The organism is Sulfitobacter sp. 1A13368 (genome assembly GCF_043557275.1).
Lineage (GTDB): Bacteria > Pseudomonadota > Alphaproteobacteria > Rhodobacterales > Rhodobacteraceae > Sulfitobacter > Sulfitobacter faviae.
On sequence record NZ_JBIFFR010000004.1, the window covers coordinates 202931 to 224960 of the forward strand.

A 22030-nucleotide genomic window follows, 5' to 3' on the forward strand; every position below is an offset into this window, starting at 1 on the left:
CTTGGAGGGACGTATGAAAAATCTTGTGCTCGGCCTCGTTTATACGCTGCTTGTCGCAGGTGCAAACCCCGCCCTTGCCGGAACGGCTGACATCGCGGGGCTGCGCGACGGGGATATGAAGAAACTCGTGATCCATGACGCGCCGCAGGCGGCGTCTGACGTGACCTTTGAGCGTGAGGACGACGGCGAGGCGATGTCGCTGGCGGATTACGAAGGCAAGATCGTGTTGGTGAATTTCTGGGCCACATGGTGCGCGCCCTGTCGCAAGGAAATGCCGCAGTTGAATGCCCTGCAAAAGGAATTCGGCGGCGATGATTTTCAGGTGCTGACCATCGCCACGGGGCGCAACTCTGAGGAAGGGATCAAACGGTTCTTCGAGGAAGCGGGCGTCGACAGCCTGCCCCGCCACCAAGACCCAAAACAAAAGCTCGCCAGCCAGATGGGCGTGTTCGGCCTGCCGATCAGCGTGATCCTAGACCGTGAAGGGCGCGAGATTGCACGGTTGCAGGGCGATGCGAAATGGGATTCCGACAGCGCACGGGCGATCATCGCGGCCCTGATCGAAGAAGGCGCCGAAAGCTAAGCGCCCAACGCAAGGCCGGCCGCCCGGGCCCGGCCTTCACGCCACATGCCGCAGGATCGCCGCCTCCGAAGTGCTGAGATTGCGCCGCGCGAAACCGCCATAGCTGTGCGGGTCCGTCTCAAGCTGCGGATAGGCCGCCAGCAGCCGCGCCCGGTCCTGCGTGCCAAGGCTGGTCAGGGGGGCGGAGGCGGGATGAAAGCTCTCGGTCTCGACCCCATTGGCCCACATCACCTGATGTTCGGCCAGCAGCACATGGACATAGGTCACCTCGCGCAGGGACATATCGCTGGCCACGCTGTGGCCGTTGATCAGATCCTTGGCGGCGACCAGCACTTCGTCACAGTTGAACAGATCACGGGCCTGAGCACCTTGCAGCACGATCCGGTGATCGGGGGAGACCAGCAGCGGGGCATCAGGCCGGGCAATCCCCAAGGCACCGGGGCGGAAGCGCACGGGGCGCAGATGCGGCATGGCATGCAGCCGCGCGCCGGTCATCCGGCGGCTGCCGATCCACTCCAGCGGCTGTGCCCCATTGTCCTTGGTCTGGATCAGATCGCCCTCGCGCAACTCTTCGATCAGGGCGCTGCCCTTGGGCGTGCGGATGCTGGTGCCGGGGGTGAAACAGATCACCCCGCCGCGCTCGGGCCGGTCAGCGCGCGCGGGGGTCAAGGTGCTGTGCATCACCCAAAGCTCACTGTCGCGCGGGGGCAGCTCATCGACGAACATCAGCAGCGGCATCCGCCCCGGGCCTGCGTCAATCAGGGTGACGGTGTAGGTCCGCGCGCCATTGGTGACCATGAAGCTGTCGTCGGGCAGCGGGGCCGTGCCCAGATCGCGCCGCGGCGCGGGCGGCAGCATGCCCCCCTCTTCTAGTGCCGCCCCGATCAGGCGCTGCACTTTGCGGGCCGCGCGTTTGCGCAGCCGCTCTGCCCCATCCGCCATATCCAGCCGCAGCACATCATTCGGCCCATCCACCCGGATGGTATCCCCGCGCCACGCCCAGGCCGAGCCCAGTTCGAGCGACTGCACCGGCGCGGCCTCCAGACCGTCGATCTCTGTTTGCGACCAGCTGATGACAAACGTGCCCCGAAAGCCCGTTTTCATAACTGCTCTGCCTGCCTCGTGTATTATTGCAAGCAGCCTAGCAAAGCCGGGGGCCGCGCGAAAGATGGCGCGAATGTGGCGGCGCAACCTGTTGCAAATTGATCTTTGCCCCTGCCGCACCGGAGATGCGCCGCGAAACGCTTGTAAATTGTCAGCGTCTTGGTAACGTCAGAGGGGTCAAACAGCCGGAGGCACCGCATGTCGGAAGAAGTACCCCCCAGCCCGTCACGCCGGATCGTCTCTTCGCGGCACCTTGCCGAAGGGGATGGTTGGGAGGCCTCGGAACTCGAATACGGCATGATCATCGCCTACAACGCCTTCACGCGCTGGATGTCGCGTTGCATGGCGGCGGCGGGGAACGGCGACCTGACGCCGCTGGAAATCCTGGTGCTGCACAACGCCAACCACCGGGGCCGGGAGAAGCGGCTGACGGATATCTGCTTCCTGCTCAACATCGAAGACACGCATACGGTGAACTACGCCCTTCGCAAGCTGGTGAAGGCCGAATTGCTAAGCGCAGAGAAGCGCGGCAAGGAGGTGTTCTATCGCACCTCGCCTGCGGGCGCCGAGCTGTGCGAAGCCTATCGCGCGATCCGTCAGGCGTGTTTTCTGGATGGCTTGCCGCGCACCGATATCTCGGGCGAGGAACTGCGCAAGATCGCGGCGCAGCTACGGGCGATGTCGGGGCAATATGACCAAGCGAGCCGCGCGGCGGCCTCGCTGTAGAGCGCGGGCGCAAGGGCTGCCCCCCGCGCCAGCAATAGCTTAGATCAGCGCGGCAATGGCGCGCGCAGTGTCGTTCATGCGGTTCGAGAAACCCCATTCATTGTCATACCAGCTGACCACGCGGATCATGCCGCCATCGGTCACCCGCGTCTGATCGGGCGCGAGGGTCGAGGAATGCGGATCGTGGTTGAAATCGGTCGAGACCAGCGGCGCGGGCTCATAGGCCAACACGCCTTTCAATGCACCATTGGCGGCCTCTTGCATCGCGGCGTTCACCGCCTCTGCCGTGGCAGGTTTCTTGGGCATGATGCACAGGTCCACGAGCGAGACATTGGCCGTCGGCACCCGCACGGCGGAGCCTTCGAGCACGCCTTTAAGGTGCGGGATCACCTCAGAAATCGCGGCGGCGGCCCCGGTTGAGGTGGGCACCATCGACAGGGCGGCGGCGCGGCCACGATACGGGTCGCGGTGCGGGCTGTCGTGGGTCGGCTGGTCGCCGGTATAGGCGTGGATCGTGGTCATATAGCCGGTTTCGATCCCGAAAGTATCGTCCAGCACCTTGGCCACGGGGGCGAGGCAGTTGGTGGTGCAGGACGCGTTGGAGACGATCATGTCTTCGCCGGTCAACTCATCATGGTTGACGCCGTAGACCACGGTGCGGTCCACACCCTTGCCGGGGGCCGAGATCAACACGCGTTTGCTGCCATTCTCCAGATGTTTCGCCGCCGCCTCGCGGGCGGTGAAGAAACCGGTGCATTCATAGGCCACATCCACGTCGCCCCAAGGCAGCTTCGCCGGATCGCGCTCTGCCGTCATGCGGATGCTCTGGCCCGCCACATGCAGGGTGCCGTCCTTCAATTCCGCATCCACCGGCAGGCGGCCATGGACGGAGTCGTATTTCAGCAGGTGCAGCAGGTTTTCGGCATCGGTCAGGTCGTTGATGGCAACGACTTCGATCCCGTCAAAGCCGTTCTCGATCAGCGCGCGCAGCACGCAGCGTCCGATGCGGCCAAAGCCGTTGATGGCGATTTTAGTGGTCATGGTGAGTCCTCCGGTGGCCCGGTTTCGGGCGGATTGGCGCGGTTAGCGCTAACATAGCACTGGGTGTGACGGAGTTCAATTGGCCAGAAGTAGGAAATCGGCACCCGGTTTCAAGGCGCCGATTTTGGGCCTGCTTTCAGCCCGGGTTTACGAATGCGCGCTATGGCGGCGGCGCACGCTGTCGGGCCGCCCCGGCAGGCTGAGCCGCGCGTCATTGCGCGCCTGTTGTGAGATCACGCGGCCCTTGGCCACGACGCAGAGCCGGTCGGGCCGCAGGCGCAACGCCTCGATCGGGTTGCCCGCGTCCAGCACCACCAGCGAGGCCGTCGCACCAACGCGCAGCCCGTAGTCCGGCAAGCCGAGGATCCGCGCGTTCACATTCGTCACCATGTCAAAACAGCGGCGCATCTCCTCGGGCGAGGTCATCTGCGCCACGTGCAGCCCCATAAAGGCCACGTCGAGCATGTCGCCGGTGCCCATGGAATACCAGGGGTCCATGACGCAGTCCTGCCCCCAACCGACGTCGATGCCCATGGCCTGCATCTCTTTCACCCGCGTCAGGCCGCGGCGTTTCGGGTAGGTGTCATGGCGGCCCTGCAGGGTGATGTTGATCAGCGGATTGGGGATCGCGGCGACCTGCGCTTCGGCCATCAGCGGCAGCAGTTTCGAGACGTAGTAATTGTCCATCGAATGCATCGAGGTAAGGTGCGAGCCAGCCACCCTGCCCTGCAACCCGAAGCGTTGGGTCTCGTAGGCCAGCGTCTCGATGTGACGCGAATTGGGGTCGTCGGTCTCGTCGCAATGGAGGTCGACCATGAGGCCGCGCTCGGCAGCGAGTTCGCAGAGCGCGGTGACGGAACGGGCGCCATCGGCCATGGTGCGCTCGAAATGCGGGATGCCGCCGACCACGTCGACGCCCATGTCGAGGGCGCGGATCGTGTTTTCATGGGCCGTGGGGTCGCGGTAGAGGCCGTCTTGGGGGAAGGCGACGAGTTGCAGGTCGATGTAGTCCTTCACCGTCTCGCGCACGTCGAGCAGGGCTTCGACGCCCAGAAGCCGGTCGTCGCAGGTGTCGACATGGCTGCGGATCGCCAGAAGGCCCAGCGAGGCGGCCCAATCGCAGTATTCCAGTGCGCGGGCTTTGACCTCGTCCTGGGTCATCACCTCCTTCAACTCGCCCCAGAGGCCGATGCCTTCCAGAAGCGTGCCCGAGGCATTGATCCGCGGGGTGCCGTAGCTAAGCGTGGCGTCCATGTGGAAATGCGGGTCGACGAAGGGCGGACTGACGAGGTCGCCGCTGGCGTCGATGGTCTCGCGGGCCTGCGCCGTGGAGAGGTCTTCGATGGCGGTGATCTTGTCGCCCTTGATGCCGATGTCGGAGGTGCGGCCGTCGGGAAGTGTGCCGCCTTTGATGATGAGGTCGAACATGGTTTGGTCCTTTTCAGTTATGCCCCTCCCGGGCGCAGGCCGGGCAGCCCCCGGCCGCCCCCCCCGGGCGGGGGCTTCGCCGCCACCCGCGGCCGGGAGCAGCCCTTAGCGATCTATAGCGAAACGTTTAGCGCTCACCCTTGTTAAACGGCACCATAAGGGCAGCGGGTACCTGCGCCCGACGTGACATGACGACGAGTGCGAGGATCGACAGGATATACGGCGCCATCAGGAAAATCTGGTAGGGAATGTCGGCTCCAAGCGGCGTTTGTTGTACGCGGATCTGAAGGGCGTCGAAGGCCGCGAACAGCACCGCGCCCAGAAGCGTCTTGCCCGGTTTCCACGAGCCAAAGACCACCAGCGCGATGCAGATCCAGCCGCGGCCGTTGACCATCTCGAAGAAGAACGAGTTGAAGGCCGACATGGTCAGGAAGGCCCCGCCCACGGCCATCAGCCCGCTGCCAACCATGACCGCGCCGATGCGGATTGCCGAGACGCTGAGCCCCTGCGCCTCGACCGCCGCCGGATTCTCGCCCGCCGCGCGCAGGGCGAGGCCCATCGGCGTGCGGTAGAGCACCAGCGTCACCACCAGCACCAGCGCGAAGGCCAGATAGGTCAGCAGGGTCTGGTAAAAGAGCGCGGGACCGATCACCGGAATGTCGGACAGAAGCGGGATTTCCAAAGGGCGGAAAGCCTCGATCTTGGGCGGCGAGGTCACCTCGGGCAGCGCCAGACGGTAGCAATAGTAGGTGAGCGAGGTCGCCAAAAGCGTGATGCCGAGGCCGACGACATGCTGGCTGAGGCCGAAAGGCACCGTCAGCACGCCATGCACCAACCCGAAGGCCATGCCCGAAAGCATCGCCACGGCGACCCCGAACCACAGCCCTCCGCCCAAGTAGACGGTGAGCCAGCCGGCAAAGGCGCCGACGACCATGATGCCCTCGATGCCGAGGTTCAGCACCCCGGCGCGCTCGCAGATCAATTCGCCCAAGGCGGCGAAGATCAGCGGCGAGGCGATGCGGATGGCGGCGGTCCAAAAGCTCGCCTGAAGGAGAATGTCGAAAATATCCATCAGTCGCGCCTTACCCGGAATTTCGTAAGCATGATCGCCAGCACCATCGCCAAAAGCGCCAGCGCCAGCATGATATCGGCGAGGTAGGTGGGCACCCCGGCGGCGCGGCTCATGCTGTCGGCGCCCACGAAGATGCCCGCGACGAAGAGCGCGGCGACGACCACGCCCAGCGGGTTCAGCAGCGCCAGCATGGCGACGATGATGCCGGTGTAGCCAAAGCCCGGCGAGATATCCAAGGTGAGGCTGCCTTTGAGCCCCGCCACCTCGGAAAAGCCCGCAAGCGCGGCGAGGCCACCCGAGAGCAGCGCCGTTTTAATCAGCACTGCGTTCACCGGGATGCCCGCGAAACGCGCGGCAGCAGGGTTCAGCCCCACGGCGCGCATCTCGTAGCCCAGCGTGCTGCGGCGCTGGATCACCCAGACGACCAGCGCCGAGATCAGCGCGAGGCCGAAGCCCCAATGCAGGCGCAACCCCTCGGCGATGCGGGGTAGCCGCGCCTCGCCGATCAGCCTTGCGGATTTGGGCCAGCCGAGGCCCATCGGGTCTTTCAGCGGGCCTTCGAGCAGCATGGAGACCCAGAGCAGCACGACGAAATTCAAGAGCAGCGTGGTTACCACTTCATCAACGCCGAAGCGGGTTTTCAGGAAGGTCGGTACCAGCAGCACCACGGCCCCGGCAAGCATCGCGGCAAGGGCAATCGTCGGCAGCAGCGCGAAGCTGGGCCATGCCAACGCGCCGGTGCCCAATACCACCGTCACCACCGCGCCCATGTAGAGCTGCGCTTCGGCCCCAATGTTCCACAGCTTCGCCCGGAAAGCGACGGCGACGGCGAGGCCGGTAAAGATCAACGGCGTGGCGCGGTTGAGCGTCTCCAGCAGCGCGAATTTGGAGCCGAAGGCGCCCTTGACGATCAGTCCCAGCACCGAGAAGGGCTGCGCGCCCGCGACCATCGCCAAGAGCGAGGCGACGACCACCGTGGCGAAGAGCGCCAGCGCAGGCAGGCCCAGCGAGCGGGTCCATGTGGGGTTGGCGACGGGTTCAAGCCGCATGGGAGGTCTCCTCGAATCCATCGCCCGCCATCCAGACGCCCAGCTCGGCGGGGGTGAGCGCGCCGCGGGCGAAACCGGGCGAAAGGCGGCCTTCGGAGATCACGTGGATCACGTCCGACAGCGCCGTGACCTCGTCGAGATCTTCCGAGATCAGCAGCACCGCTGCGCCCCGGTCGCGGGCGGCCAAGAGTTGTTCGTGCACGTAGGTGAGCGCCCCGATGTCGAGGCCACGCACCGGTTGGTTGGCCAGCACCACCGAAGGCGCGGTTTCCAGCACCCGGCCCAAGATCAGCTTTTGCATGTTGCCGCCCGACAGGAGGCGGATGCGGGTTTCCGGGCCGAGGCAGCGCACGTCGTAGCCTTGGATGATCTTCGCGGCGAAATCGCGCGCCGTGTGCCAGTTCATCCAGCCGTGGCGGGAAAAACCGGGGCGGGAATAAAGCTCGAGCACCGCGTTCTCGGTAAGGTCGAAATCAGCGATGGTGCCGGTCTTGTGCCGGTCCTCGGGGATGCGGGCGATGCCTGCGCCGATGGCGGCATGGGGCGACCAGCCGCGGGGCGCGTCGCCTTTCACTTGAAACGTACCCGAGGCGGGGCGAATGAGCCCGCCGATCAGGTCGGCAAGGGCGGTTTGGCCGTTGCCGGAGACCCCGGCCAGCCCGGTGATCTGGCCTGCGCGCAAATCGAGGTCGACGGTCTTCAGCCCCGGTGCAGTACCGTTGTCGGGCGTGGAGACGCCTGCAAGCGTGACCAAGGCCTCGCCCGGATCGGCGCGGCGCACGACCGGCGCGGCGACTTCGGAGCCCACCATCATCTGCGCCATTGCGGCGCGGTCGGTCTCGGCGGTCTTGGCCTCGGCCACCAGCTTGCCGTGACGCAGCACGACGACGCGGGAGGAGATCGCCATGACTTCATGCAGCTTGTGGGAGATGAAGATGACCGAGAGGCCAAGTACCACGGCCTTGCGCATGGTGGCAAAGAGGTCTTCGGTCTCCTGCGGGGTCAGCACGGCGGTCGGCTCGTCCAAAATCAGGATACGTGCCTCGCGGTAGAGGGCTTTGAGGATCTCGACCCGCTGCCGCTCGCCGACGCTGAGGCTGCCGATCTGTGCGTCGGGATCGACGCGCAGACCGTAGTCGTCCATGAGCGTCACGATCCGCTGCCGCGCCTGAGCCCTGCCAAAGCCCGGCCGCCAGATCGAGCGGGTGCCGAGGACGATGTTCTCCAGCACGCTCATGTTGTCGGCCAGCGTGAAATGTTGGTGCACCATGCCGACGCCAGCGGCCAGCGCGGCGCGGGGGTTACCGGCGGGCAGACGCTCGCCAAAAACCTCCACATGGCCCTCGTCGGGCGTGTAGTGGCCGAAGAGGATATTCATCAGCGTGGTCTTGCCCGCGCCGTTCTCGCCCAGCAGGGCAATGACTTCGCCCTGCCGCAGATCAAAGCTGATCGCGTCATTGGCGGTGAGTTTGCCAAATCGCTTGGTAATGCCATCGAGGCGCAGGACCACCTGCGCCTCGGGGTTTTGATCGGTCATTTAGTTGGACTTCGGCTCTTCGTCGTTGATCTCGACCGTGAAGGACCCGTCGCGGATCGCCTTCTCGCGCTCCTCGATGAGGTCCATCGCCTCCTGCGGGACTTTGCCCTCGAAGGTGCCCAGAGGGGCGAGCGAGGAGCCGCCCTCGGCCATGAAGGAATAGCGGCCGTAGTCGTCGGCCTTGAACTCCCCGGCCTTCACGGCGGCGATGGCGGCATCGAGCGTCGGCTCGAAGTGCCACAGGGCAGAGGCGACGACCGTCTCGGGGTATTCGGCTTGCGTGTCGATCACGTTGCCGATGGCCAGCACGCCCTTCTCCTGCGCCGCGTCCGAGACGCCGAAACGCTCGGCATAGAGCACATCGGCCCCCTGCTCGACCATGGCGAAAGCGGTTTCCTTGGCCTTGGGCGGGTCGAACCAGGAGCCGATGAAGCTCACCTGGAACTTGATGTCGGGGTTCATTTCCTGCGCGCCCGCCATGAAGGCGTGCATCAGGCGGTTCACTTCCGGGATCGGGAAGCCGCCGACCATGCCGATGTTGCCGCTCTCGGTCATCGACCCTGCTACGATGCCCGACAGGTAGGCCGCGTCTTGAATATAGTTGTCGAAGACCGCGAAATTCGGCAGCGCATCGTCCTGCTTGAAGCTGGAGCCCATGAGGAAGGCGACCTCGGGGTAATCGGCGGCGACTTCGCGCGCCTCAGCTTCGGCGCCAAAGACTTCGCCCACGATCAACTGGTTGCCGGCCTCGGCGTATTCACGCAGCACGCGGGCGTAGTCGGTGTTGGAGACATTCTCGGTGAAGGTATACTCGATGTCGCCGCGCGCCTGCGCCGCCTCGGCAGCCTTGTGAATGCGGCTGACCCACTGCTGCTCCACCGGCACGGTGTAAACGCCCGCAACCTTGATCGGCTCGGCGGCCAGCGCGCCCTGCGGCAAAAGGCTGGCACCCGCCAGCATGGCCGCCGTGCCCAATAGGAAGCGGCGTGTGAAATTGCGTTGTGTCATTTTTATCCCCCGTTGGTTAGGTATTTTACCGTTTGATAAAATATTTTACCTGTCAAGCTTCTCCTGACCCTAGGTCAGCCCAAGCTTTTCCGAATACGCGCGTGGTGCTGATTAATGTGGCAGTCAGCAAGCGAAGCGGTAAATAGGGTCGACCCCAAGGATCGGATTCTACGATGAGCCATGTATTGCACCGTAACCTGCGCGCCACGCAACCTGTGATCGTACGCGGAGAAGGAAATTTCCTTATTGATGACAAAGGGAAGCGCTATCTGGACGCCTGTGGCGGTGCGGCTGTATCAAGCCTTGGGCATGACAATGCCGCCGTGCGCGCCGCCGTCGCCGCGCAGATGGACAAGCTCGCCTTTGCCCATACCGGCCTTTTCACCAACGCCCCGGCAGAGGCGCTGGCCGACCATCTGATCGCCCGCGCGCCCGAGGGTACGGGCGAAGGCCGGGTCATGTATCTGGGCAGCGGGTCCGAGGCGATGGAGGCGGCGCTGAAGCTGGCGCGGCAGTACCATCTGGAGCGCGGCGACACGGCGCGCGCCAAGATCATCGCGCGCAAGCCCAGCTATCACGGCAACACGCTCGGCGCCTTGGCGGTGGGCGGCCATGCCGGGCGCCGCAAGCCCTTTGCCCCGATGCTGATGGAGGTGGAACATATCGACGCCGCCTATGCCTACCGGCTGCAACGCGAGGGCGAGAGCGCGGCGGATTTCGCGCGGCGGCTGGCGGATCAGCTGGAGGACCGTATCGTTGAACTTGGGCCAGAGACGGTCGCCGCCTTCGTGGCCGAGCCGGTGGTCGGCGCCTCGCTCGGCTCGCAGCCCGCGCCCGAGGGGTATTTCAAACATGTGCGCGAGATCTGCGACCGCCACGGCGTGCTGCTCATCGCCGATGAGGTGATGTGCGGCATGGGGCGCACCGGCAGCCTGTTTGCGTTGGAGCAGGAAGGGATCTGCGCCGACATCACCACGATGGCCAAGGGCCTCGGCGCGGGCTACCAGCCGATCGCGGCGGTGATGGCGCGCGAAAGCGTGATTGACGCGATCATGGCGGGCAGCGGCAGCCTGTGGAACGGGCATACCTATATGTCGCATGCGGTGGCCACAGCCGGCGCCTTGGCCGTTTTGCAAGAGGTCGAGTGCCGCGATCTGCTGGGCGCGGTGCGCGCGCGGGGGCAGCAATTGGAAACCGCACTGCGCGACCGCTTTGGCGAGCATCCCCATGTCGGCGACATCCGCGGGCGCGGGCTGTTCTGGTCCATCGAACTGGTGGCCGAGCGCGACAGCAAGACGCCCTTCGACGTCAGCCGCAACCTCGCGGGCAAGATCCAGCGCGCGGCGATGGAGGCCGGGATGATCTGCTACCCTTCGCAGGGCTGCGCCGATGGCACGGCGGGGGATCACGTTCTGCTGGCCCCGGCCTTCACCTCCCCGCCCGAGGAAATCGAGATGACGGTCGAGATGCTGGGCGCGGCGGTCGACGGGGTGATCGTGGAGGGCTGAGCCCTCCGCCTGCCCGTTACCGGCCTTTGATCTGGATCGAGAAGTTGCGCCGTGCCCCGGCGGGCGGGCGCGGGAATGGGGCGGCCTTGCGGATGATGCCAAGCGCCGCCTGATCCAGCGCCGCCGACCCGGAACTGCGGGCCACGCGGACCCCTGCCAACTGCCCGCCCCCACCGATCGAGAAGGCGATGACAGCCGTCCCGCGGGAACGGACGCGCGGCTTGCCGACGCGGGCGATGCGGCTCATCACCTTGCCGGGATAGTTGCTGGCCGCCGCATTGCCCGCAGGCGCGGCGGCACGTTGGCGGCTGCCCGATTGCGCGGCGTTGCCGGCGCGGCTGGCGGTCTGCGCGCCCTTGGTGTTGTTGCGCTTCGCATTGCCGCGCGTGGTCTGTTTGGGCTTGGGTTTCGGCTGTGGCTTGGGTTTGGCCTTCTTGGCCGCTTCGGCGGCGCGTTCGGGGTCGCGGCGCTGCGGGCGCTGCGACAGGCGCGGCGCGTCATCCTCGGCCTCGGCGGTGAGGGTTTCGACCGGCGGCACCGGGGCGGCAGCCGTGATCGTTGGCGTGGCCTCAGTCGTCTCAGGCGGGGTTTCGACCGGGGTCAAGGCGGGCAAGACCGGCGTCTCTGTCGGCGCGGCGGCGGGCGGAGCCACGGGCATGGGCTCGGCCTCAACCGTCTGCACCGGCTCTGCGACGGGCGCAGGCGTGGGGGTGAGCGTGGGCTCGGGCGCAGGCGTCGGCGGCAGTGCCTCTGCGGTCTCCAGCGGTTCGGGTTCGGGGGTTGGGGTGATCTCTTCCACCGGTTCGGCATCCAATGTGCCGACCGCCATATCCTCAAACCGCGTGCCAAGCTGGGCCGCGGCGGGCGCGCCGCCGCCTGCGATCTTGGCGCTGTCGTCGATCTGGGCGAGTTGCGACACGCCCACGACGAGGCTGGCCGCGACGCCGATGGAAAGTGTTTTGACGAGACCGGAACGGGGGATCATTGCAGCGCCCTTTCGGTGACAAGCATGACGCGCGCGGCCCCTGCCCCGCGCAATTCGCGGGTCAGTTCGACAAGGCGGCGGGCGGGCAGCGCGCGGTCGGGGAGAAGCCGCACGGTGCCGCGCTCTTCTTCGGGCAGCGCGTCGATGAAATCGGCCACGCTGGCGCGGTCTTGGCCTGCGTAGGTCATGCGGCCATCGGCATGGACCACCAGCGCATTCGGCGGGGCGCGGCCCTCAAGCTCGCGGGTTTCGACGAGGTTGAGATCGGAATCGAGCGGCTGCGACAGGGTGCCTGCGACCATGAAGAAGACCAGCATCAGAAAGACGATGTTGATCAGCGCGATGGTCGGTTCGCGTTGCGGTTTGGCCTTGGCGATGGGTCGCATGGTCAGCCCTCCAAAACCGAGACGCTGAGCCCCGGCAGGGCGCGCAGCGCGATAAGCAGATCGGCCAGCGCCTGCGCCTCGACCTCGGCCCCGAGCGATACCAGAAGCGGGGTGCCCTCCTCGGCCTCGGCCAAGGGGCTGGCGGTCAGCGCGTCAAGCGTCAGCGCATCGCCGTTGAGGCGCAGCCCCTCGGTGGTCAGTTGCAGGAAATAGGGTTTCGCCCCCGTCTCGGCCCCTGCCCCGGATGTCGCTGTTGCCAATTCGATCTCGGCAAATTTTGAGAAGGTCGAGGTCAGCATGAAGAACAACAACAGCAAAAAGATCACGTCGATCAGGGAGGTCATGGAGAGGCGGTTGCGCCGCCGGCGTGGCCTAGCCATGGGCTGGCCGGGGCGCGGCGGCGGCAAAGGGGGTGGCGGCGGGCGCAGCGGCGGGGGCCGCGTTCTGGCCGGGATGCAGCACGGTGAGGATCGCCTTGTCGGCGATGACGCGCTCGTTCTCCATGCGTTGCTCAAGCCAGCTGAGCACCAGCGCGGTCGGCATGGCCACGACAAGCCCCACGGCAGTGGTCAGAAGCGCCACCCAGATGCCACCGGCGAGGATCGACGGGTCCACCTGAGAGCCCGCATCCTGCAAGGCGCGGAAGGCTTCGATCATGCCCAGAACCGTGCCGAAGAGACCCAAGAGCGGGGCAAGCTGCGCCACGGAATCGAGGAGGCGGAAGCCGCGCTCTAGCTTGGCAAAACGCATCTCGGCCTCGGCCTGCAAGCGAGAAGCACCCGCCTCAGGCGCGGACATGGCCAATTCGATCACCGGGGCGAGGTAGCTTTTCGACCGGCCCAGCGCCGCGCGGGCGGCGGCGGCATCGCCACGCTCCCATGCGTTGACCGCTTCGGACAGCGCCCGGTGGCGGCCCACGGCGGCGGCGCGGAACTGCCATGTCTTATAAAGCGCGACCGCAAGGGTCAGCACGGCCACGGCCATCAGGATCACCACCACCGGGCCACCGGTTTCGGCAATGCCCCGCAGCGGGGTCAGCAGCGCGTCAAGTTGATCCATCAGCCCAGCACCTCAATCTCGGTCCGGGTTGCCGGGGCCAGCGCGCTTTCGCAGGTGCCCGCCTCGATCCCCGCGCCGTCACAGCTTTGCGCGCCGTTAAAGAGGATGCGGCCAAGGTTTTCGCAGGTGGTCTGCGGCACCACGAATTGACGCACGCGCGGGCGGCCAACGGGCAGTTCGCCGAAATCGAAAAGTGTCAGCCGGTTCACGGTGCCTTCGCGGTCGAACAGCACGGTTTCATAGACTGCCTTGTCGAGCGGGGCGGAGAGTTCGTTGGTGATGAGGAAGGTCAGCTTGCAATTGGCATCCGTGGTGTCGGCGGCGTTCAACTCAACCTTGAGCGCGGGTGTCGCGCTTGCCGGTGTGGCGGCGGGCGTCTCGGCGGCAGCGCCTTGGGCGATGGTCAGGGACAGGGCCGCGAGGAACGCGGAACGAAAATGCGGCATGGGGGTGGCTCCCGATGGGTTTGTCTTTGATCACGGCGCAGGTCTGGGGCGCCTGCCACAGCGGGGCAGAATCGTCGCAGCACCTCTTGCGCCAAGCGGAATTTCTGTCTGCTGCCTAGCAAAACCGGGCGGCGGTGACAATCCTGACTTTAATACTCGGATTATATCTGCGCAGCGCGGCCCGTTCTGCTAAGCGGGGAACAGTTGCGCCGGGTTGGGGTTGGGCCGCTGAAACCACCACGCGCGGGCGACCGCATCCGCGCAGAGAAGGAGGCCAGAATGACCGACGACAGCCAAAAGATCGCGACCATCGACCCTGCCCATAACGTGGCTCTGTTCATGCCGGACGCAAAAGCGCTGGAGCAAGCGGCCTCAGCCGGGATGAAAACGGTGGTGAACTTCCGCGCCTCGGATGAGAAAGGCGGCCTCTCCCCCGATGCAGAGCGGCTGGTGGCCGAGAAGCTGGGGTTGAACTACCTGCACCATCCGGTGACGCCAGACACCCTTGGCCCCGAGACGGTGGATGAATTCCGCAAGTCACTAGACGACCTGCCCCAGCCGGTCTTTTTGCACTGCGCTTCGGGCAAACGTGCGGGGGCGATGACCCTGATGGCCCTTGCGGCGGATAAGGGTTGGGACGGTGACACGGCCCTGCAGGAGGGCAAGGCCCGCGGCATCGACCTGACCGAAGAGAAGATCGGTCAGTTGGTCAAATCCTACGCAGATAGCAAAGCGTAAGAGAAGCGCCCGGTTTTGCCGGGCGTTTTACTTTTGCGCGCAGTAGAGGCCATGCAGCGTTTCCAGAACGGCCACGGCCTCCTGCCCCTTTACCCGGTAAAAGATCGTCTGCCCAGCGCGGCGGCTGTCGACCAGACCGGCGTCTTTCAACTTTTTCAACTGCTGCGACATGGTGGATTGCGACAGACCGCAGGCCTGCGCCAAATCCCCGACCGAGCGCTCCCCACCGATCAGACGGCACAGGATCTGCAACCGCGCCTCTGACGCAAGCATCGTCATAAGCGCCGCAGCCCCGGCGATATCGCCATCCAGAAAGTCGTCCGCGTTTTTCATATTAGCATCATTGAATATTATGATGGAGTAATATATACTGATTTACAGTCTGACACAAGCAAGCCGCTTGGCGGGCCGTAAGGAGTTGAGAGATGGAAACCGAATTCACACCATGGCTGTCGCTGGGCGGCGGCGCGATGATCGGGGCCTCGGCGGTGCTGTTGATGGCCACGAACGGGCGCATCGCGGGGATCAGCGGGCTGACCTCTCGGCTTTTCGCCCGCGACAGCGACGGCGAAGCGCGGGGTGTGTCGTTTTTCTTCGTGTTGGGGCTTTTGCTCGCGGCGCCGCTTTGGTTGATCACCTCGGGCGGATGGCCGCAGCAATGGGTGCCTTCGAACCCCGTCCTGATGGCGGTGGCCGGGCTGCTCGTCGGCTTTGGCGCGACCTATGGCAACGGCTGCACCTCGGGCCACGGGGTCTGCGGGATCAGCCGTGGCTCCGTGCGGTCGATCGTGGCGACGGTGACCTTCATGGCGACGGCATTCGTGACCGTCTTTGTCATGCGCCATGTGATCGGAGGGTGACATGAAACAGTTCTTCGCCCTCCTCTCCGGCCTTTTGTTCGGCATAGGCCTGATCGTTTCCGGCATGGCCGACCCGGCCAAAGTGCTGAACTTCCTCGATGTTTTTGGCACATGGGACCCCAGCCTTGCCTTTGTCATGGGCGGCGCCATCGCGGTGACGGCACCGGGGTTCGCATGGCTGTTCCGCAGCCGTCAGACCCCCTTTTTCGACCATAAATTCCGCCTGCCCACCCGCAACGATCTTGAGCCGAAACTGCTGACCGGCGCCGCGATTTTCGGCATCGGTTGGGGCTTGGGCGGCTTTTGCCCCGGCCCGGCATTGACCGCCCTGCCCATCGCGGTCAGCGGCACTTTGATCTTTGTCCCCTTTATGCTGGGCGGCATGTGGATCGCCCGACACAGCCCTGATTTGACCTCTAAAACCAAGAAAGGACCAGCCTGATGAGCGACCCTCTCAATTCACCCGTCGTGCGCCACTCCCCCTCAACAGGGGCGGGCAGCCCCGATGTCTGGGGCATCTATGAACCCGACACCGGCTCGATCCAGTACATCTGCGCCGATCCGGCAACGAAGAAGGCCGCGCTAATCGACGTGGTGTGGAACTTCGACCCGAAGAACTACAAGTTCACGACCGAAAGCATGGATCAGGTGCTTGATCTGGTTAAGGAAAATGGCCTCACCGTGGAATGGGTGCTCGATACCCACCCCCATGCAGATCACGTCATGGCCTCGGCCCGGTTGAAAGAGCGCACCGGCGCGCCCAATGCCATCGGCGCACTGGTGCCCGAGATCGCCAAGATTTGGGCCGATCTTTACAACATGCCCGATGCCTTTGACCCGGACCGCGATTTTGACCACCTGTTTCAGGAGGGCGAGACCTTCAAGATTGGCGAGCTTGACGCGAAGGTGATGCTGTCGCCCGGGCATACGCTGGGGTCGATCACCTATGTCTGTGGCGATGCGGCTTTTGTGCATGACACGCTGATGCAGCCCGATGCCGGCACCTCGCGCTCTGATTTCCCCGGCGGCACGACTGAGGAGCTGTGGGACTCGATCCAAGACATCCTCGCCCTGCCCGGCGACACGCGGCTTTACATCGGCCATGACTACGGCACCGATAACCGTGACGAGCCGCGGTGGGAGGCCACGGTGGACGAGCACCGCGCCCATAACATCCACGTCAAGGATGGCACCAAGCGCGAAGATTATATCGAGCGCCGTCAGAAACGCGACGCGACCCTGTCGCTGCCCAACCGCATCCTCGCGGCATTGCAGATCAACCTGCGCGGCGGGCGGCTGCCTCCGGCGGAGGATGACGGCCATCACTACCTGAAACTGCCCGTGAACCGTTTCGACTGAGCCAACCGGGTGGCCCCTTGGGCCCCCCCTTTCTAACGGATCGCCGCCCATGCCTTTCCCTTCGCTTTCGCGCTACCTGCCAATCCTCGACTGGGGGCGGCGCTATGACCGCGGCCAATTCACCGGGGATATGATCGCGGCGGTGATCGTCACGATCATGCTGATCCCACAATCGCTGGCCTATGCGCTTTTGGCGGGGATGCCGCCCGAGGCTGGCATCTATGCCTCTATCGCGCCCATCGTGCTCTACGCCATCTTCGGCACCAGCCGGGCGCTGGCAGTGGGGCCGGTGGCGGTGGTCTCGCTGATGACGGCGGCGGCGGTGGGCGAGATCGCGCAAAGCGGCACGGCGGGCTATGTCACGGCGGCGCTGACGCTGGCCTTTCTGTCGGGCGCGATGCTGCTGGCGCTTGGGCTGTTTCGGCTGGGGTTTCTGGCGAATTTCCTGTCGCACCCGGTGATCGCGGGGTTCATCACCGCCTCCGGCATCCTGATCGCCGCCAGCCAGTTGCGGCATATCCTCGGGATCGAGGCCGAGGGGCACACGCTGCCGCAGATCCTGTCCAGCCTCTGGGCGCATCTGGGGGAGGTCAATGTCATCACCCTCGGCTTGGGCTTGGCCGTCACGGCCTTCCTGTTCTGGGTGCGCGGCGGGCTGAAACCGCTGCTGCGGCGCATGGGGCTGGGGCCGCGGATGGCGGATATCGGGGCCAAAACCGGGCCGGTGCTGGCGATCTTGGCCACGACGCTGGCGGTCTGGGGCTTCGATCTGGGCGCGCGGGGTGTTGCGATCGTGGGGGAAGTGCCGCAGAGCCTGCCGCCGCTCACCCTGCCCTCCTTTTCCCCTGACCTGCTGTCGCAACTGTTTGTCCCGGCGCTGCTGATCTCCGTCATCGGTTTTGTCGAGAGCATCAGTGTGGCGCAGACCCTGGCGGCGAAGAAGCGCCAGCGGATCGACCCGGATCAGGAGTTGATCGGTCTCGGCAGCGCCAACCTTGGCGCGGCCTTTACCGGCGGCTTTCCGGTCACCGGGGGGTTCTCACGCTCGGTGGTGAATTTCGACGCGGGCGCAGAGACCCCAGCCGCCGGTGCATTTACGGCCGTTGGACTGGCCCTTGCCGCACTGTTCCTCACGCCGCTCATCCACTACCTGCCCAAGGCCACGCTGGCCGCCACGATCATCGTCGCGGTTCTGAGCCTCGTCGATTTCTCTATCCTGAAACGCGCATGGGCCTTCAGCCATGCCGATTTCGCCGCCGTCAGCGTGACGATCCTTCTGACGCTGATCTTCGGCGTCGAGGCCGGTGTCAGCGCAGGCGTCGTGACTTCGATCCTCGTGCATCTTTACAAGACCTCCCGCCCGCATATGGCCGTGGTGGGCCGGGTGCCGGGGACCGAGCATTTCCGCAACGTGCTGCGCCACGAGGTCGAGACCCAGCCCCATGTGCTGAGCCTGCGGGTGGACGAGAGCCTCTATTTCCCCAACGCGCGGTTCTTGGAGGATCAACTGGCCCAATATGCCGCCGACAAGCCGGACCTGACGGATGTGGTGCTGATGTTCCCTGCGGTGAATGAGATTGACCTTTCGGCGCTGGAATCGCTTGAGGCGATCAACACCCGGCTGAAGGACGCCGACATCCGCCTGCACTTGAGCGAGGTGAAAGGCCCGGTGATGGACCGGCTGAAGCGTAGTCATTTTCTGGAAGAGCTGACCGGGGAGGTCTTTCTCAGCCAGCATGAGGCGGCCTGTGCGCTGGCCAAACACCCCCGGTGACGCCGCCGTGCAAAATTTCGGGAACCGCGCCGCCCGCTGCGCGTTTGCTTGCCATGAATAAGACATTTGCCCGCGCCGCCGCCCTCTCCGCCAGTATTTTCGCCACCGCTGCCAGCGCCGAAGAGGTCGGCAAGGTGGATGTGGATTGGCTGGGCAATGACATCATCGTCGAAGCCGTGGCCGACCCCAAGGTGAAGGGCGTGACCTGCCATCTGGCCTTTTTCGAACGCGGGCTAATCGACCGGCTGCAAAAGGGCAACTGGTTCGAAGACCCGTCGAACTCTTCGATCTCCTGCCGTCAGACTGGCCCGATTGAGATCGGCGATATCGACCGTGGCGACGAAGGCGAAAACGTCTTTAGCGAGCGCCGTTCGATCATCTTCAAGACATTGAAGGTGAAGCGTATTTACGACGAAGCGAACAACACGCTGATCTACATCAGCCACAGCCAGCGGGTGCAAGACGGCTCGGCCAAAACATCGATGTCGACGGTGCCCCTGTACCAGCCGGGTCAGTAGGACGGAAAGCCAAGGTTCGCTTAGGCAAAGCCTTGCCATTGGGGCGATCCCGCCTTGTCGGGCGACCTGCCTGCGATATGCTCGCAAAAGGCAACAACGCAGCGACAGGCAGGTTTTATGAGACATTCACGCAGAACATTCGCATTCGGCCTTGCCGCATTGGGCCTGACCTCGGCCTGTTCGACCGGGGGCGGCGCGCTGGGCCCCGCGGCGGCGGCGGGGGTGCCGGACGATCTGCGCCCGGTGCCCAACGCGGGCTATGACGCATGGGTCGCGGCTTTCAAAAACCGCGCCTCGGCGCAGGGGATTTCCGCCAGCACTTTGGCCCGCGGATTCCGCGGCACGGGCTATCTGCCCGGGGTGGTGAAACGCGACCGCAATCAGACGGAATTCAGCCGCAGCTTGGAAGATTACCTGTCAATCGCCGCCTCGGACGAGCGGGTGTCAAAGGGGCGCACCGCCTTTGCCCGCCACCGCAGCACTTTGAACGCGATTGAGAGCCGCTACGGCGTGGCGGCAGAGATCGTCGCGGCGGTCTGGGGGCTCGAGAGCTATTTCGGAGAGCGGCGCGGCAATGTGCCTGTCGTCTCGGCCACCTCGACATTGGCCTATGATGGGCGGCGCGGGGCGTTCTTCGAAAAGCAGTTGATCGCGGCGCTGAAGATCCTGCAAAACGGCGATATTACTGCCGACCGACTGACCGGGTCATGGGCCGGGGCCATGGGACATACGCAGTTCATTCCCACCTCTTACCAAGCCTTCGCGGTGGATTTCACCGGCGACGGGCGGCGCGATATCTGGTCGGAAGACCCCAGCGATGCGCTGGCCTCGACCGCCGCTTATCTGTCGCGCAACGGTTGGACGCGGGGCGTGAAATGGGGCGGCGAGTTGGGCAGTATCCCCGCGAGCGCCGGGTCAGTGATCCAGCCGCAGGCAGGCGGGCCGCAGTTCGTGGTGACCAGCAATTTCCGCGCGCTGAAACGCTACAACAACTCCGACAGCTATGCGATTGGCGTGGGCCATCTGGCCGACCGGATTGCGGGCGGCGGGCCGCTGCGCGGCAGCTTCCCGCCGGATGCCAATGGGCTGACCAAGGACGACCGGATCGCGTTGCAGCAACGGCTGACCGCGCGGGGGTTCGATACCGATGGCGCGGATGGGGTGATCGGGCCGAACAGCCGCAAGGCGATCAGCGCCTATCAGGCCAGCGTGGGCCTGCCTGCGACGGGTGAACCTTCGGTCGAGTTGCTGCGGCGGTTGCAGTAGGCGACGTAGGTCGGCCTTTCCCACCCTCCACGCTGGGGGTGGCGGCGAGGCAATCGGGGCGAGATTTTTTATACCACGAAGGGCAGCGCCGACCCGCGGGGTGGTGCTGAAAGCGCCGCCCCAGGGGGGCGGGTCGGCGCTGCCCGGCCTGCAGCCGGGCGACCCTAGAAGTTCAATCTGCGGTAAAGCTCAGCCCGGGCTGATGCCTGCCCGGTCGAGCATCCCTGCCACCTCGGCAAAAGAGGATTGTGGCGGGGTGTGTTCGGCCTTGCGCTGGCTGAGAAACGCCTCACATGGCCCGGCAAAGGCGATGGCGCGGTCAAGCTCGGGGTTGCTGCCCGCGCGGTAGGCCCCGATGCGGATCAATTCCTCCATATCCGCGTGGGCCGCCAGCGCCTTATGGGCGGCAGTGAGCAGCGTATATTCCACATCACTGTGGCAATCCGGCAACGTTCGCGAGACGCTCGCCAGCAGGTCAATCGCCGGGTAGCGGCCCTTTTCGGCGATCTTGCGGTCAAGCACGATATGCCCGTCGGTGATCCCGCGCACCGCGTCGGCGATCGGGTCGTTCATGTCGTCGCCATCCACCAAAACGGTGAAAATCGCGGTAATATCCCCCTTGCCCACCGGCCCCGGCCCGGCGCGCTCCAGCATCTGCGGAAGCTCCGAGAAAACCGTCGGCGGATAGCCCTTGGCGGTGGGCGGTTCGCGCGAGGCGAGGCCGATTTCGCGCTGCGCCATGGCGAAACGGGTAACGCTGTCCATCAAGAGCAGAACATGCTGGCCCTGATCGCGGAAATGCTCGGCCACGGCCATGGCGGTCCAAGCGGCTTGGCGGCGGGTGAGCGGCGGCTCGTCCCCGGTGGCGACGACGAGAACCGCCTTCTCCATCCCCTCGGGGCCGAGGTCGGAGGCGATGAAATCCTGCACCTCGCGTCCGCGTTCGCCGACCAGTGCCATCACCACCACATCGCAGTCCGTATAGCGTGCCAGCATGGCCATGAGCGTCGATTTCCCGACGCCGGAGCCTGCAAAAATGCCCAAGCGCTGGCCCTGACAAAGCGGCGTGAAAACATCCAGCGCGCGCACATGGGTCGCCAGTTTCGGCCCGATGCGCTTGCGGTCGAAAGCGCCCGGCGGGGCGGCGCGCAGCGGGCGGGGGTCGTTGCCCTCGGGCAGATGCCCCTTCCCGTCGAGCGGCGTAGCCGAGGCGCTGATCACCCGGCCCTTCCAGCTTTCATCGGGGCGGATCACATCGCGGCCAATCGCGACCTCGACCCGGTCGCCCGCCGCCACCCCGCGCCATGAGCCGAAGGGGAGCAATTCGGTGCCGTGGCTGCCCAGCCCCACCACCTCGGCATGGACCGGCCCATCGGAGCCATGCACGATGCAACGCTCGCCGATGCCCAAGACCCGCTCCAACCCCACGGCGGTCAGCGTGATGCCGGTGATCGCGCGCACTTCGCCGGTGATCTCGGCCTCGCCTGCCTCGCGGGCGAAACTGGTCAGCTCGGAAAAGAGTGTCTGCATGGATAAATTTCCTCTAGGAGCGCGGGGCAATATTTACTATACAAGGATTAAAC

The 22030-nt window shown here is 65.2% G+C and carries 24 protein-coding genes; 10 read left to right on the forward strand and 14 right to left on the reverse strand.

Annotation, left to right across the window (positions count from 1 at the left end; all coding sequences use genetic code 11):
- Nucleotides 1-13: 13 nt before the first annotated feature.
- Nucleotides 14-583 (forward strand): TlpA family protein disulfide reductase, encoded by a 570-nt coding sequence (locus tag ACGYK4_RS10425; RefSeq protein WP_394432552.1) that lies wholly within the window; start codon nt 14-16, stop codon nt 581-583.
- Nucleotides 584-619: 36 nt separating this feature from the next.
- Here the strand turns inward: ACGYK4_RS10425 and ACGYK4_RS10430 are convergent, their stop codons facing one another.
- The gene (locus tag ACGYK4_RS10430; protein ID WP_394456348.1) at nt 620-1687 is read right to left on the reverse strand and encodes a Hint domain-containing protein; all 1068 of its coding nucleotides are present in this window, start codon (nt 1685-1687) and stop codon (nt 620-622) included.
- A gap of 198 nt (nt 1688-1885) precedes the next feature.
- Here ACGYK4_RS10430 and ACGYK4_RS10435 point away from each other — a divergent pair, with 198 nt between their 5' ends.
- Nucleotides 1886-2413, forward strand: coding sequence for a winged helix DNA-binding protein (locus ACGYK4_RS10435; RefSeq protein ID WP_394432556.1), 528 nt, complete (start codon nt 1886-1888; stop codon nt 2411-2413).
- 39 nt (nt 2414-2452) lie between these two features.
- Here ACGYK4_RS10435 and gap read toward each other — a convergent pair whose 3' ends face one another.
- The 6 genes from gap to ACGYK4_RS10465 form a co-directional block, all read right to left on the reverse strand.
- Nucleotides 2453-3454 carry a type I glyceraldehyde-3-phosphate dehydrogenase gene (gene gap, locus ACGYK4_RS10440; protein WP_394456350.1) on the reverse strand — a complete coding sequence of 334 codons (1002 nt, stop codon included), beginning with the start codon at nt 3452-3454 and terminating at the stop codon, nt 2453-2455.
- Between the two features lie 147 nt (nt 3455-3601).
- The gene (locus tag ACGYK4_RS10445; RefSeq protein ID WP_394456352.1) at nt 3602-4882 is read right to left on the reverse strand and encodes an amidohydrolase family protein; all 1281 of its coding nucleotides are present in this window, start codon (nt 4880-4882) and stop codon (nt 3602-3604) included.
- Between the two features lie 127 nt (nt 4883-5009).
- On the reverse strand, nt 5010-5954 hold the full coding sequence (locus ACGYK4_RS10450) for an ABC transporter permease (protein WP_394432562.1): 945 nt from the start codon (nt 5952-5954) through the stop codon (nt 5010-5012).
- Nucleotides 5954-7003 carry an ABC transporter permease gene (locus tag ACGYK4_RS10455; protein ID WP_394456354.1) on the reverse strand — a complete coding sequence of 350 codons (1050 nt, stop codon included), beginning with the start codon at nt 7001-7003 and terminating at the stop codon, nt 5954-5956. The genes ACGYK4_RS10450 and ACGYK4_RS10455 overlap by 1 nt, the downstream gene beginning before the upstream one ends.
- Complete coding sequence (locus ACGYK4_RS10460; protein ID WP_394432566.1) at nt 6993-8540, reverse strand: ABC transporter ATP-binding protein; 1548 nt, start codon at nt 8538-8540, stop codon at nt 6993-6995. Before ACGYK4_RS10460 ends, ACGYK4_RS10455 begins: the two co-directional genes overlap by 11 nt.
- Nucleotides 8541-9548 (reverse strand): BMP family protein, encoded by a 1008-nt coding sequence (locus ACGYK4_RS10465; RefSeq protein WP_394432568.1) that lies wholly within the window; start codon nt 9546-9548, stop codon nt 8541-8543.
- Between the two features lie 173 nt (nt 9549-9721).
- On the opposite strand from ACGYK4_RS10465, the gene ACGYK4_RS10470 reads away from it, so the two are divergent.
- Complete coding sequence (locus tag ACGYK4_RS10470; protein ID WP_394456356.1) at nt 9722-11056, forward strand: aspartate aminotransferase family protein; 1335 nt, start codon at nt 9722-9724, stop codon at nt 11054-11056.
- Between the two features lie 16 nt (nt 11057-11072).
- Here ACGYK4_RS10470 and ACGYK4_RS10475 read toward each other — a convergent pair whose 3' ends face one another.
- The 5 genes from ACGYK4_RS10475 to ACGYK4_RS10495 are packed head-to-tail and all read right to left on the reverse strand — an operon-like array spanning nt 11073 to nt 13932.
- On the reverse strand, nt 11073-12041 hold the full coding sequence (locus ACGYK4_RS10475) for a TonB family protein (RefSeq protein WP_394413677.1): 969 nt from the start codon (nt 12039-12041) through the stop codon (nt 11073-11075).
- Nucleotides 12038-12427, reverse strand: coding sequence for an ExbD/TolR family protein (locus tag ACGYK4_RS10480; protein WP_394456358.1), 390 nt, complete (start codon nt 12425-12427; stop codon nt 12038-12040). Before ACGYK4_RS10480 ends, ACGYK4_RS10475 begins: the two co-directional genes overlap by 4 nt.
- Nucleotides 12428-12429: 2 nt before the next feature.
- The gene (locus ACGYK4_RS10485; protein WP_394456360.1) at nt 12430-12807 is read right to left on the reverse strand and encodes a biopolymer transporter ExbD; all 378 of its coding nucleotides are present in this window, start codon (nt 12805-12807) and stop codon (nt 12430-12432) included.
- Nucleotides 12800-13486 (reverse strand): MotA/TolQ/ExbB proton channel family protein, encoded by a 687-nt coding sequence (locus ACGYK4_RS10490; protein ID WP_067264877.1) that lies wholly within the window; start codon nt 13484-13486, stop codon nt 12800-12802. The genes ACGYK4_RS10485 and ACGYK4_RS10490 overlap by 8 nt, the downstream gene beginning before the upstream one ends.
- Nucleotides 13486-13932: a hypothetical protein gene (locus ACGYK4_RS10495; RefSeq protein ID WP_394456363.1), complete on the reverse strand. Its 447-nt coding sequence runs from the start codon at nt 13930-13932 to the stop codon at nt 13486-13488. The genes ACGYK4_RS10490 and ACGYK4_RS10495 overlap by 1 nt, the downstream gene beginning before the upstream one ends.
- Before the next feature lie 279 nt (nt 13933-14211).
- Here ACGYK4_RS10495 and ACGYK4_RS10500 point away from each other — a divergent pair, with 279 nt between their 5' ends.
- Entirely contained in the window at nt 14212-14670 is a 459-nt protein-coding gene (locus ACGYK4_RS10500) for a beta-lactamase hydrolase domain-containing protein (protein ID WP_394456364.1), read from the forward strand.
- A gap of 27 nt (nt 14671-14697) precedes the next feature.
- Here the strand turns inward: ACGYK4_RS10500 and ACGYK4_RS10505 are convergent, their stop codons facing one another.
- Complete coding sequence (locus ACGYK4_RS10505; RefSeq protein ID WP_394456366.1) at nt 14698-15003, reverse strand: ArsR/SmtB family transcription factor; 306 nt, start codon at nt 15001-15003, stop codon at nt 14698-14700.
- Between the two features lie 92 nt (nt 15004-15095).
- Between ACGYK4_RS10505 and ACGYK4_RS10510 the strand changes: the two genes are divergently transcribed.
- The 6 genes from ACGYK4_RS10510 (at nt 15096) to ACGYK4_RS10535 (ending at nt 20447) form a co-directional block, all read left to right on the forward strand.
- Nucleotides 15096-15530: a YeeE/YedE family protein gene (locus ACGYK4_RS10510; RefSeq protein ID WP_394456368.1), complete on the forward strand. Its 435-nt coding sequence runs from the start codon at nt 15096-15098 to the stop codon at nt 15528-15530.
- A 1-nt stretch (nt 15531) separates the two neighbouring features.
- A complete protein-coding gene (locus ACGYK4_RS10515) occupies nt 15532-15972 on the forward strand; it encodes a DUF6691 family protein (RefSeq protein WP_394456370.1) in 441 nt (146 codons plus the stop codon).
- The gene (locus tag ACGYK4_RS10520; protein ID WP_394456372.1) at nt 15972-16889 is read left to right on the forward strand and encodes an MBL fold metallo-hydrolase; all 918 of its coding nucleotides are present in this window, start codon (nt 15972-15974) and stop codon (nt 16887-16889) included. Before ACGYK4_RS10515 ends, ACGYK4_RS10520 begins: the two co-directional genes overlap by 1 nt.
- A 49-nt stretch (nt 16890-16938) precedes the next feature.
- Entirely contained in the window at nt 16939-18663 is a 1725-nt protein-coding gene (locus ACGYK4_RS10525) for a SulP family inorganic anion transporter (RefSeq protein ID WP_394456374.1), read from the forward strand.
- 53 nt (nt 18664-18716) lie between these two features.
- Nucleotides 18717-19181, forward strand: coding sequence for a CreA family protein (locus ACGYK4_RS10530; RefSeq protein ID WP_394456377.1), 465 nt, complete (start codon nt 18717-18719; stop codon nt 19179-19181).
- Between the two features lie 117 nt (nt 19182-19298).
- A complete protein-coding gene (locus ACGYK4_RS10535) occupies nt 19299-20447 on the forward strand; it encodes a lytic murein transglycosylase (RefSeq protein WP_394456379.1) in 1149 nt (382 codons plus the stop codon).
- Between the two features lie 189 nt (nt 20448-20636).
- On the opposite strand, the gene ACGYK4_RS10540 is transcribed toward ACGYK4_RS10535, so the two are convergent.
- Nucleotides 20637-21977 carry a FliI/YscN family ATPase gene (locus ACGYK4_RS10540; RefSeq protein WP_209217492.1) on the reverse strand — a complete coding sequence of 447 codons (1341 nt, stop codon included), beginning with the start codon at nt 21975-21977 and terminating at the stop codon, nt 20637-20639.
- Between the last annotated feature and the right edge of the window lie 53 nt (nt 21978-22030).